This is a genomic window from Eisenbergiella tayi (assembly GCF_001881565.1).
GTDB lineage: Bacteria > Bacillota > Clostridia > Lachnospirales > Lachnospiraceae > Eisenbergiella > Eisenbergiella tayi.
Genome location: NZ_MPDJ01000003.1, coordinates 644721 through 657411, shown reverse-complemented (window position 1 = coordinate 657411; position 12691 = coordinate 644721). Strand labels below are relative to the sequence as shown.

Here is a 12691-nt window from a genome sequence, read left to right as displayed (position 1 = left end):
CCTGTCATTCTATTTACTGATTCCCTTTCCATGCATCGATCTGCGTTTTGGCTTCTTCCACAATACGGTCAATGCCAGATGCCTGCAGTTCGGATACCATCTGTGCAACAGCTTCCTCCGGTTCCGAATATCCGGCGCAGATCACTGCCTTATATTTCTTAATCACATTCGTAATGGCAGTAATTTCTGTTTTCACATTGGTCGTGTCAAAGGTAAAGCCGTACAGAGGAGAAGTGACTGCGCTGGCATTAAATTCTTCATATTGTTTCCAGATGTCTGCGGAATCAGATTCCCATGCATAAGCCAGAGCGCCGTTTCCTGCCAGCCAGGTTTCGTTGTTCCAGCCTACATTGCTGCTGTCCACTCCATCGGGATAACCTACGACACCTGCGGCTTCATCTTTTATGACATAGTCGCTTCCTTCCACACCATACATAAGAAGGTTCGCCATATCTTTATTGGTAAGCATGATATCAAGCAGCTTCACAGCCTTTTCAGGAGTGCTGCAGCCTGTAGGTACCATATACTGGGCAAAATTAACGTTTCCTGTCGTAAGAGCCTTTTCTCCCACAGGGATTGTGGTTACAGGCACTCCTGAATTTTTCAGTTCCTGGGTTGCCGTGCCGGGATGTATCTGGCCGATATAGCCAAATGTATTGCCTGCTGCCAGAAGATCCTGTCTGGTATCGGTCACAGTCGTGGCATCCGCCATGAAATATCCTTTTTTATTCCAATCATAGGCCAGTTTGGCCAGTTCCATAAATTCCGGCGTATCATACATGTTCAGGACTTCGGTTCCGTCCCCGTCCATTCTGACACCGATACCGTCTGTGAGAACATCGAATTTCCCTTCATTGTAATAATCCAGGATACCGGAGCCTACTTCCACAGGGCTCAGTACATTCATTTCCGGATGCGCCTCTTTTACCTTTGCCAGGACAGCCTCAAGATCATCCCAGGTTTTAACCGAAGAAGGATCAATATTCAGTTCTTCCAGGATATCTGTCCTGCATACCAGGCCGGAAGTTTTCGTATATTCATGAAAGGTGGGAAGGCCATAGTATTTCCCGTTTATCTGACATGCCTCGGCATAAATTCCCAGCCCGTCCAGAGCATCCTGGGCATACAAACCGCATAAGTCCGTGATGTCCCTGACCTGATTGGTGGCGGCGTAGTTCTTGGAAGAATCAAAAGTGAACATCAGCGCGATGTCCTCTCCTGAGGAAAGCATCAGCTTCTGCTGATCCGAAAAAACACCCCACTCCAGAATATCCAGCTTCACTGTGGCATCCATATACTGGCTTACAATTTCATTGATTCCCGCTTCCACGGCTTCCAGATCCGCCGGGGAAGAGGTTCCTCCGGGAAATACCACCCGAAGCTCTGTCATTTTTCCGTCACGAAGCTTTGTATCCGCATCGGAGGCTGTATCAGCCGAAGTATCGGAAGCCTGTGATTCTGTTTTTGTGCCCTCACCCGCAGGCGCAGTTCCCGCATCCTCTTTGGCAGATCCGCAGCCCGTAAAAAGAAGAACAGCAGAAAGCATGAGGGAGGTCAAGGATAAGATTCGCTTTTTCATGATAAATACACTCCTTTTTCTTTTTATCCAACGGCGCCTTTGGATTTGATAATTTCATTATAAAAATACAGACTTCCCTCCGCCACCTTAAATCAGACCCATTTCATAACAAAACAGACTTTTCCTGTTTTTCTGTGGAATTCCTGTATTCCAGAGGCGACAGGCCGGTTCTTTTCTTAAATATTTTGGAAAAATAAGCGGGATGATCATACCCTGTCTTGATGCAGATTTCCGATACCGAATCCTGGGTTTCCCTCAGCAGCTTTTTCGCCGCACAGACTCTGCAGTACTGTATGTATTCCATAAGAGTATAGCCCGTGGCCTCCTTGAACTCTCTGTTGATATAGTCCCGGTTCAGATGAACCAGGCTTTCCACATCATTTCTGGTAATGACCTCGTTATAATGCTTTTCCAGATATTTCTTCACTTCCTCCACAGCGCTCAGTTCCTTGCCCTGTGTCCTATTGTCGCCGGGAACCAGCTCGCTTTCTATTTTTTCCACTGCATCCCGCACCGTTTGCTCCACCTCTTCAAAGGATACGGGTTTTAAAAGGAATCGGTAAACCCCAAGAGAAATGGCATTTCTGGCATAATTAAAATCTGCATGTCCCGTGAGTATGATATTCACTACAGACGGATACAGCCCCTGTATCCATTCGATCAAATCCAGCCCGCTTTCTTTGGGCATTTCAATATCGCACAGCGTAATATCGATTTTCTTTTCCTGCAGCAGTTCCTTTGCCTGCTCCGCATTCCTGGCCGTATATACCTTTTTGATCCCAAGCTCTTCCCATTGGATTACCTGCTGAAGAATGTCCAGCATAGCTGTTTCATCATCCACCAATATGATATTCATTGCGCTCCTCCTGTGTAAGTATCTCCGGCAGAACCACCTTAACCAAGGTTTCTCCGGGCCTGCTGTTGATTTCCACGCTAGCCGTATCGCCATAAAAGATACGCAGACGTTCCTTTACATTGGTAATACCGATATGTTCCCCTTTATTGCTTATATTCTCATTCTTATTTATTCTTTCCAGCATATCCGGTTCAAACCCGGCGCCGTTATCCCTCACGGTAATATAAATCCTGTCATTTCCGGAGGATATGTCTATCCGGATCCGAAGGAGAGGAACCAGGCCGATATTGTGCTTCACACTGTTTTCCGCAAAGGTCTGCAGAATCATAGGAAGTACCATCTGCCTTTCCATCCCTTCTTCCGCATTCAGTTCAAATTCCATTTCATCCTTATACCGGATCTGCTGTATCTGGATATAGTTTTTCACGCATTGGATCTCTTCCCGGAGCAGGACGAAGGTTCCCTTTTCCCCAAGGAGATAACGGAAATAGGCACCTGTGGTCATGGAAAGCTTCTGAATGGAAGCAAAATCCTTAAGCTGTGCCAGGCCGTAAATCAGATTTAAAATATTGGTATAGAAATGAGGCTGAATCTGTACCCGCATATAGTTGCTCTCCGTCTTTTCCCTTGCCAGCTCCGCTTCATACACATCGATTTTCAAATCCACGATCTGCTCCGCCATCTCATTAAAGGTATGGTTCAGGACATCGATTTCACTGTTTGTATTCTTCTCCTCAAGACGTACATCCAGATTTCCCCGGCTGAACTTCTCCATGACACTGCGCAGCTTATTCAGAGGGCCAAGCACCGCCTTCACCTGGTAGCGGACATTCCAGGCCAGAAGAAGCAGCCCGAGGGATACGGTTATCAGTGACAGGAATGTAAAGGTGGTTTTATCCCCGAAAAGATTCTGCCGCTGTGCTTCTACCTTCAGCTGTCCGTCGATATGTGTCATGGGTATCAGCAGCACTGCCGTATCCTTTTTTTCCTCGCCGCCGGCTTCCCCGCGCAGCGAATAGGTTATTTTCCCTTCATCATCCGTAAGCCCGATGCCGCTTACCATTCCGTTATCCTGTACCACTCCGTCCAGAATCGTCTGGCATTTAACCAGCGCGCCTATATACCCGCCGTCTATCCGGTATACCTGTATAAAAAAGTCTTCTGTCCCGCTTTTGAAATAATCCCATTTGGTTGAATTATAGGAGCGGATGCCGGAAGCATATTTCTTGATATCCTGATCCATTTCCAGCCGTTTGTCATAGCTTACCAGATGATTTGTTGATTTCAGAAATACCTCTCTGTCAGGGACATAAACAAAAACCAGCACTTCATTCTCGTGGTTCCATGCAATATCCGACATACGGTTAACCAGCAGCTTTTTGGCGGTCTGAAACACCAGCTCATCCCTGGAATTACAGACATTCGAATAGGAGCTGTCACTGCTGGAGGAACTGGTAACGGTAAGAAGGGAATTATTGATGATATCCAGCTTATTGTCCCAATAGGAACAGTACATTTCCAGCGAATTACGGTAATTTTCCATGATGCTCTTTTCATAGACACTCATATAATAAAAACTGATAAGCTCCATCCCCAGCAGAATCGCCGTGCTGAGAATAATCATAAGGGCCAGGCTTTTGACCGTGACTGAATTTTTGTATCCAAACAGCTTTGTTTTTTCTTCCATCGTCTTTTCCTTTGCAGCGTATCTTGTTCTTCCGAGTCTCTCAAACACATATGTAGTTTATTGTAACATACCGTCCCCGGATTGCAAATATGGCTCCTGTTTCCAAAATGCCCAATCTATAACCGGGACTCCTTACATGGCAAAACGGCCATGCCTTCGCATGACCGTTCTTCCGTATCCTTCTTTATGAAGCCCCACATTCCTGCTTCCGGGCTTATTTCACATCCGCTCTTGCCAGTGCATCCTTATAATACTTAAATTCCGTAAATACTTCACCCGTATAAGGATTCTTCTTGTTTTTCACAGACTTGTAAATAATATATCCCAGCGCAGCGGCATTGGTAAGCAGCGCCAGCGCGCTTACGATAAGCATTGCCGCAGGATTCGCATTGGCAGCCCCGCCGGCCGCAATGCCGTTCATCGTGCCGTCCGCATACTGAACCGGTATGGTTGCCCAATTATATGCGGCCGTGCCGTCCGGGAAGGTTTCCTGGAAAAGCGGGAATACCTGTGCGAACATACACCACATACAAAGGGTATTGGCACGGTTCATGATCCATCCGCCCTTATTCCAGAAGAGGGCTGCAATGGTAGGCGCCAGCAGCAGAGCCACACCGCAGAACCATGCATGGGTGGGAAGGCAGTTATAGGTATAGGCAAAGTTCCATATATCATAAACGATGATATAAACCCAAATCATATCCGGCCAGATCATGTCTTTCTTATCCTTGGAGGCATATACCGCCCACCAGCCGGTCATACATAAGATATTCAGTATGCCTGCGATGCCATTCATGATGTTATGCCAGCCGCCGTACAGCCATACGCTCTCGGAGGACATCCACCAGGAATTCCAGCCGTTTGCCGCCGATTCGAAGTCACTGGCGACAGCGATAAGAATATTAATTGCCACAATGGCAAAAGGGAACGCCTTAAACCAATGCTTCTTACCGATACCCCATCCATACTTTATCAGCATAAAACCGATACAGCCGGCCAGGGAAGCATAAAGCTTCGCATAATGGAACCACCCGTTCATATACAGGTAGGTCTGGTTCTGAAGTGCCCACTCCGCTCCCTGTCCGGCAGACACGGCAATCACGACAAAATAGACAGTAAGCGCCGCCGGCAGGACTCCGAACATGAAAAGCCCTCCGAATTTGCTCCTTCTTGAAAATTCGTTCAGCAGGATAAGCGCCACTAAAACAGCAATCATGGCAATCCACTGAGAAGCGGCATTGCTGCCGTAAACATGAAATAACATAAGCTCCCCTCCTTATACTTTGTAAGCCGGCTTTTCTCAGCAGGCTTCGATTTCCTTAATGCTGCACTCATTTCCCGTTAACAGGCTCGTTTCCCAGCTGCCGCAGCCGGGGCATTGTCTGCCATACCGAACCGTGGGATAAGTTTTCCGGCAGGCTTCGCAAAAGGTTACCGCGGGACGGATTTCAATTTTTAATTCCGATTCTTCCAAAAGCTCTGATTTCCTGCGGTAATACTTCCAGCAGTCTGTCATATACTCGGGAACCACTCCGCTGACCTCTCCGATTTCAAGAGTCACGGAGCCGATTTCCGTAAGCTGGTTTTCCTTTGCCACCTCCTCAAGTGTCCGGGAGATATGTACAATGATCCCCAATTCATGCATTCTGGCCCTCACGTCCCTTCTTCCCTTTGAACTTAATCTTTATTTCCCGCTTCAGCATATAAGGAAGTATGGCCTTCATCTTATCCTCTGCCTTATACATATTGCTCGCTTCCGGCAGATCCCTGCTGAGATGGATCGCGTCAAATTCGCATTTAGTGGTACAGATGCCGCAGCCGATACATTTATTCGGATCCACTATGGTCGCCCCGCAGCCCAGGCAGCGGTTTGCCTCCGTCTTCACCTGTTCCTCGGTAAATGTGCTGCGCAGATCATGGAAGTCCGCTTTTTGGGCCGGGCTTTTCCGCCCCGGTATCTGACGCTTTGCATTGTCGAAGGATTCCGGTTCCAGCTTCAGGTTCTCTTTGTCAAGCTCTATAAACTGTCTGCGGTTTCTTCCTATGGTCAGGCTCTGTCCTTCATGGACAAACCTGTGTATGGACACGCTTCCCTCTTTTCCTGCCGCAATGGCGTCAATGGCGAACTTCGGTCCCGTATATACATCGCCTCCCACGAAGATATCCGGCTCCCCGGTCTGCAGGGTCAGCGGATCGGCCTTTACCGTACCGTTCCTGTTCAATTCCGCCTTCGTTCCCGCCAGCAGCTCTCCCCATTGGACGGACTGCCCTATGGACACCAGGACAGCCTCGCATTCCACCGTGAGCAGCTGTTCTTCATCATAGCCGGGATTAAAACGGCCTGTTTCATCAAATACGGAAACACATTTTTTGAACACCACTCCCGATACCCTGCCGTTTTCCGTAAGGACTTCCTTCGGCCCCCAGGAATTGCATATGGTGATTCCTTCTTCCTCCGCTTCCGCGATCTCATCGGCAGCAGCCGGCATGATTTCCCTTGACTCAAGGCAATACATGGAAACGGTATCCGATCCCGCCCGCAGCGCTGTCCTCGCCACATCCACCGCCACGTTTCCGCCGCCGATGACGATGGTGCGTCCGGAAAGTCTGACCTCCTGCGCATTCTGGTTCACAGAACGCAGGAACTCCAGCCCCGTCAGTACCCCTTCCGCCTCTTCTCCCGGAACCCCGGCCTTACGTCCGGCCTGTGCTCCGATGGCAACATAAAAGGCTTTATAGCCTTCCTCCCGCAGCTTCTTTATGGTAATATCACGTCCCACTTCCACTCCGCACTTAAATTCCACGCCCATAACCCGCAGAACGTCGATCTCCGCTTCAATCACATCCTTTTCCAGTCGGAAGGAAGGGATCCCGTTCATCAGCATGCCTCCGGGTCTCTTTTCCTTTTCAAAAACAGTGACCGGATAGCCCTGCTTTTTCAGATAGAAGGCGGCCGACATTCCCGCAGGCCCGGCTCCTATCACAGCTATTTTTTCCTGAAAGGGCTTGCCGGAATAATTCAGCATCTGCGGAATATATCTGTTTTCCGCATGAAGCTCCTGTTCGGCAATAAACTTCTTAATCTCATCGATCGCCACCGCCTGATCAACCGTTCCTCTTGTACAGACATCCTCGCAGCGCCGGTTGCAGATGGCGCCGCAGACCGCCGGGAACGGATTTTCCGTCTTAATCAGCTTCAGCGCATCCATGTATTTGCCCTGTGAGGCCATTTTGATATAGCCCTGTACCGGAAGATGGGCCGGACAGGCCGCTTTGCAGGGAGAGGTACCGGTATCATAGCAATTGATCTGGTTCCTGTCCCTGTAGTCCACGCTCCATTTATCCCTGCCCCACTTTGTTTCATCCGGAAGCTCCTGCCTGGGATATTCGATTTCCCCGTCCTTTGTACACAGCTTCTGTCCCAGCTTCGCCGCGCCTGTGGGACAATATTCCACGCAACGGCCGCAGGCCACACAGTCCTCCTTTGTCACACTGGCACGATAGGCTGAGCGGGACATATTGGGGGTATTAAACAGCTGGGAGGTACGCAGTCCGTTGCAGACACCGATGGCGCAGTTGCAGATGGCAAAAATCTTTTCCTCTCCGTCAATATTGGTGATCTGATGGACATAGCCGTTATCCTCCGCCCGCTGCAGGATTTCCATGACTTCCTCATAATCGATATAGCGGCCTTTCCCTGTCTCCACGAGATAATCAGCCATGTCGCCGACGCCGATGCACAGGTCATCCTCCAGATCGCCGGTTCCCTCTCCCCTCACACGCTGCTGGCGGCGGCAGGAACAGGCGCCTACCGCATATTTATCCTTGTATTTGTTCAGCCAGTGGGAAATATGTTCGATATCGGCAGACTCCTGCCTGGCGGGAATGGCTTTTTCCACAGGGATGACATGCATGCCGATACCCGCCCCGCCGTAAGGCACCATAGGAGTCACCTTTTCCAGAGGCAGCCTGGCCATCTGTTCAAAGAAATCCGCCAGCTCCGGATGCTCCTCCACCTGCTTTGCATTCATCATCATAAATTCCGCACAGCCGGGCACAAACATGGGAAGCACATACTGCTTATGATGATCTTCATTCTCCCAGTTGTATTCGATCAGGCCGATAACGCTCATCTCCTGAAGAAGCTCTTCCGTGCGCTCCACGCTCTTTTTACACCGCTTCGCAATCCACTGGGCCGTAGCCGGAACCCTCACCTTCATAGCCAGCGCGACCTCCGCCATCTCATCCGTTATCACGCATGCCAGCCCCCAGTATTCCGGATCCGATGTGGTTACCTTAACTCCAATCCTGTCCGTTATCTTCTGACCGAGCTTCAGTATCAATTCTCTTCCTTCTGCCATGGTTCATCTCCTTTGTTTTAGTCATATTGACAGTGTTTTCAAACAAGTAACCCTTTCCGTTTCATTTATATCATATATTATATCATGTAATTTTATTTTTTTCTTGCTTATTATAAACAAAAGTTTGTAAAATATTTTCAAAATTGTCTGTAACATATGAAAAATGCCCTGTTCTCACATGCTGCTGCATAAAACCAGCCAGTGCAAAGAAAACTTGGCAAAACATATTGACAAGTTAACTTGGCAGTGCTATTCTGTTCTTGACAAGAAAACTTGGCACCAGGAAAGGATACCGGTTATGGAAAAAGATCAAATATTGGAAAAAAGCCGTAAGGAAAATAAGAATCAGGATATTTATGAAAAAGAAATTCTGAAGGAGGGCAGAAATATCGGAGCCGCCACAGCTGGAATTCTGGCCACCGTATTTTTTGTCATACAGATTTTAACCGGCGGGGGGATTAATTACGGACTGTATGCCGTAGTCTTTTCCATCCCCGCCGCAGCCTTCACCGTCAAGGCCTTCCGCATGAAAAAAAAGCATGAAATATTTATGGCGGTCATTTATATTATTTTTGTTCTCCTTCTCTCTGCTTCCCATATTTATAATTTAGTGACTTCGCAGGCGGTGCGGTGAGAGGTGGAATATGAATGATGAATTAATCCTGAAAAATCGGCTGAAGGAAGCACGAAATGAACGGATGCTGTCACAGTCACAGCTTGCTGAGCTGGTGGGTGTCTCCCGCAATACCATAAGCTCCATCGAAACCGGCCAGTTCAGCCCTACAGCCAAGCTGGCGCTGATCCTCTGCATCGCGCTGGATAAAAAATTCGAAGACTTATTTTATTTTGACTGAGTATACTCTGATACGCAGATCATATCTTCCCATCGGGTGCGGGCAGTTTTTATTTACTTGACTGCCTAGCACTCGCTTGATATAATGAATCTAGCGAGTGCTAGGCACGGAAAGGAGTCCTATTATTATGGAAACAAAAGAACTGATACAGGAAGCCGCCCTGGATTTATTTTCCCGAAAGGGATTTGATTCCTCATCCGTGAGGGATATTGCGGCACAAATAGGAATTAAGGACAGCTCCCTCTATTTTCATTTCAAAAGCAAGCAGGCCATTCTTGACTCACTTATGGACAGGTTTATCCATATCTCCCGGCAGATGATGGAAGGGCTGGACGAAGGAATAAGCAGCATTACGGCAATGGATGACGAACATTTTTATGCCGTGACGGAGCAATATATCCAATCTTATTTTATGGATACCTTTATCTGCCGGATCCTTATGATATTGAATCATGAACGCAGCCATAACGATCAGCTCCGGGAACAGTATGTTTACTGGTGCATAGAAAAGCCTCTCGATTTTCAGACGGCAGTCATGAAAAGGCTGCAGGATATCGGTTATCTCAAAAAAGAAAATCCGCGGCATCTTGCGCTGGAATACTATTCCCCTGTCTTTTTATTTTTTTATCAGTACATGAACCACGTCTGTACAGAAAAGGATACGGAACAATTCAAACAGGCTGTCATGACTGCGGCAGACGGCTTTTTACAAACCTATCGGAAGGAAAACTAATATGCATATTATAATTACAGGCGGGAACCAGGGAATTGGATTTTATCTGACTGAGCACCTGCTGGAACTGGGAAATCATGTTACTGTGCTTGATGTGGAAATAACGGAGCTTCTGAAGCTGAAAGAAAAATACCCTGCACAGCTTCTGCCTGTTATCTGCGACGTCAGAAATAAGGACGGAATACAGGAAGCCGTCCGGATGAGCGTAACCAACTATGGTGATATTGACATCGCCATACATAATGCCTGCCTTTGTACTTTCGGTCCTATGAAAGATACCGACTGTACCGTATATGAAGAAGTTTTCCATGTCAATTACTTCGGAGCGCTGAGACTTGCAAAGTCCGTCGTTCCCTACATGGAAAAAGCAGGAAAGGGAAAGGTGATTTTTACCAGCTCCGGCGTGGGCATTATGGGATTTCCTGATATCAGCCCTTATGCGTCGTCAAAGGGGGCTATCGAGTCCCTTGCCAAATGTCTGAATCTTGAATATATGGATAAGGGAATCCGGTTCCAGCTCATTCATCCCCCGCTCACCAGAACCAGGTCTGCCGCTCCGCTGCCGGTACCCCGGGATTTCATGGCGGATCCGAAAGCTGTGGGCTATGGCCTGGCAGACAGGATAAATAAAGACAGCTTCTATATCTGCCATTCTGTCGGCCAGCAGCTTCAGACAGCTTTGTGCTATCTTTTTCCCGTAAAAATGGGGCGTTCCATGAGCGCACTGCTGAAAAGGAAGCAGAATATGACATAAATCAAAGACAGCGGCAATTCCTTCCCTGCGGCTGTCCCAAATCAGAAGTCAGAGATCGGAACATTTCATATTGACGGTTTTATCCGGGGGGTTATAATAGAGACAGTACCCCCGGATCTCCACCGCCTTCCTGCAGGGCCGTCCAGCAGCCGTCCGGTACCGATTTTATATCACGCGGCGAGGTGCCCCTTATGAATATTCGAACTTCCATGTACCGGATCGTCTTTCTCATGATCGCTCTTCCCTTTTTGCTTTTCAGCCTGATAACCACCTATATCTATTCCTCCGGGCTGCAGAATGCCCTGATCGAAAGCCTTCATGTTGTTGCAACCACCCATGTTACGGAAATGACGGATTTTTGTGAGCAGCAGAAGGATTATATGACCATGATCGGTACCATGGATATCTCCAGAGCCGCCATGAAAGGCAGCCTGGATAAAGATCTGTGTATGTATCTTGATAATATGCTTTATTCCCGGGTGGAAAGCCTGAGCTATCTGAACACCTTTGCCCTGATTGACTCTGATTACCGTGTTGTTGCATGCAGTGAAGAACACAGTACCTTTGCTAATGATGGTATTGATTCTCTGATTAAAAGCATGGGGGATCAGGATTTCTTTTTTTCAGATATCCTGATTGACGGTCAGGGCAACAAAACCCTTGTGGCTATTGCAAGAATTGATGAACAGGGGGAGACTCTCGGCTATTCCCTCATGGAAATCAATCTGGATTTCTACGAAGGCATCCGGGAACGGGCTGAGCTCTGGAATGATGCCACATTCTACCTTCTGGATGGCCGGCAGCAGATCATAAGCGCCGGAACGTCTGAGGAAGGCAGGGATAATTTTGTCACATCGGCTGCCGAACGCAAGGACTATATAAAAAATTACGAGAGCATTGATTTTGTTAAAAATCCTCAGGGATATTTTCAATATAAGGTAGGCGGAAAGGGCTATATCACCTATTATTCCAATGTAAACTACACACAATGGCGGGTTTTGCTGACCGTCAGCATGGATAATTACCTGTCCCAAAAATATGTATACTATATTCTGGCTTTTTTCATGATATCCCTGTGTACCATTCTGGCATTCCGGATCGGTTCCTTTGTTTCCAAACGCATTGTCCATCCGATAAAAAGCATATCCTCCACGCTGACGGACATCCGGGAATCCCAGGATTATTCCCTCCGGGTTTCCGTGGAACGTAAGGATGAGATCGGCAGGCTGGCGGTGGAAGTCAACAACCTGATTGACTATATAGAGACGGAAAGTCTTTACAAAGCCCAGCAGCGGCGCCTGCTGCAGCAAAAGGCCGAACAGGATGCCCTCACCAAGGTTCTCAACAAGGAACGCATAAGCCAGTATCTTCAGGAGGCGCTGGACAGGCATTGTTCAGAAAATACGGAAATGGCTGTTCTTTTCCTGGATATCGATGATTTCAAAATATTTAATGACAAGTACGGACACCATGTAGGCGATCAGGTGCTGCTGTTCCTGACCTCCCTGCTGACCAGGGAATCCGAAGGCACCGTCGGCCGGGTCGGCGGCGATGAATTCCTTGTAATCATAGAAAAACCGGATAACGTCCGTTCCCTTGACCAGTGCCTGAGACAGATTGAGGAAAAAGCGGGAAGCAGTTTTGTAATAAGAGGCAGTGACTGCTGCCTGCCCATTTACTGTTGTATCGGCGCCGTAAGAATTGATTTTACTGTCATGGAAGGAGAAACACTGAGCGCAGAAAAGGCGATCGGCCTTGCGGATTCCGCCATGTACCGGGTAAAAAACAACGGGAAAAACGGGCACCTCATTCTGGAATACCCAGGTAGCGAAACAGCAAATACCTGATAAATATACAGGGCCGCGGA

General features: G+C 48.0%; 11 protein-coding genes. 5 read left to right on the top strand and 6 right to left on the bottom strand.

The window, feature by feature from the left end; translation table 11 throughout:
- Positions 1 to 13: 13 nt before the first annotated feature.
- The 6 genes from BLA28_RS14240 to BLA28_RS14215 form a co-directional block, all read right to left on the bottom strand.
- The gene (locus BLA28_RS14240; protein ID WP_069158521.1) at positions 14 to 1579 is read right to left on the bottom strand and encodes an ABC transporter substrate-binding protein; all 1566 of its coding nucleotides are present in this window, start codon (positions 1577 to 1579) and stop codon (positions 14 to 16) included.
- Between the two features lie 103 nt (positions 1580 to 1682).
- Entirely contained in the window at positions 1683 to 2435 is a 753-nt protein-coding gene (locus BLA28_RS14235; protein WP_044969255.1) for a response regulator transcription factor, read from the bottom strand.
- The gene (locus BLA28_RS14230; RefSeq protein WP_069158522.1) at positions 2413 to 4122 is read right to left on the bottom strand and encodes a sensor histidine kinase; all 1710 of its coding nucleotides are present in this window, start codon (positions 4120 to 4122) and stop codon (positions 2413 to 2415) included. The genes BLA28_RS14235 and BLA28_RS14230 overlap by 23 nt, the downstream gene beginning before the upstream one ends.
- Before the next feature lie 214 nt (positions 4123 to 4336).
- On the bottom strand, positions 4337 to 5386 hold the full coding sequence (locus tag BLA28_RS14225; protein WP_069158523.1) for a DUF5692 family protein: 1050 nt from the start codon (positions 5384 to 5386) through the stop codon (positions 4337 to 4339).
- Between the two features lie 36 nt (positions 5387 to 5422).
- Positions 5423 to 5767 (bottom strand): hydrogenase maturation nickel metallochaperone HypA, encoded by a 345-nt coding sequence (locus BLA28_RS14220; protein WP_009250377.1) that lies wholly within the window; start codon positions 5765 to 5767, stop codon positions 5423 to 5425.
- Positions 5760 to 8483, bottom strand: a complete 2724-nt coding sequence (locus BLA28_RS14215; RefSeq protein WP_071699238.1) for an FAD-dependent oxidoreductase — start codon at positions 8481 to 8483, stop codon at positions 5760 to 5762. Before BLA28_RS14215 ends, BLA28_RS14220 begins: the two co-directional genes overlap by 8 nt.
- A 298-nt stretch (positions 8484 to 8781) precedes the next feature.
- On the opposite strand from BLA28_RS14215, the gene BLA28_RS14210 reads away from it, so the two are divergent.
- From BLA28_RS14210 to BLA28_RS14190, 5 genes are all read left to right on the top strand, one after another.
- Entirely contained in the window at positions 8782 to 9117 is a 336-nt protein-coding gene (locus BLA28_RS14210; protein WP_069409947.1) for a DUF6442 family protein, read from the top strand.
- Between the two features lie 10 nt (positions 9118 to 9127).
- Entirely contained in the window at positions 9128 to 9337 is a 210-nt protein-coding gene (locus BLA28_RS14205; RefSeq protein WP_009250380.1) for a helix-turn-helix transcriptional regulator, read from the top strand.
- Between the two features lie 127 nt (positions 9338 to 9464).
- Positions 9465 to 10070, top strand: a complete 606-nt coding sequence (locus tag BLA28_RS14200; protein WP_069158526.1) for a TetR/AcrR family transcriptional regulator — start codon at positions 9465 to 9467, stop codon at positions 10068 to 10070.
- 1 nt (position 10071) lies between these two features.
- Entirely contained in the window at positions 10072 to 10824 is a 753-nt protein-coding gene (locus tag BLA28_RS14195; protein ID WP_069158527.1) for an SDR family NAD(P)-dependent oxidoreductase, read from the top strand.
- Between the two features lie 191 nt (positions 10825 to 11015).
- Entirely contained in the window at positions 11016 to 12671 is a 1656-nt protein-coding gene (locus BLA28_RS14190) for a sensor domain-containing diguanylate cyclase (protein WP_081330130.1), read from the top strand.
- Positions 12672 to 12691: the final 20 nt, after the last annotated feature.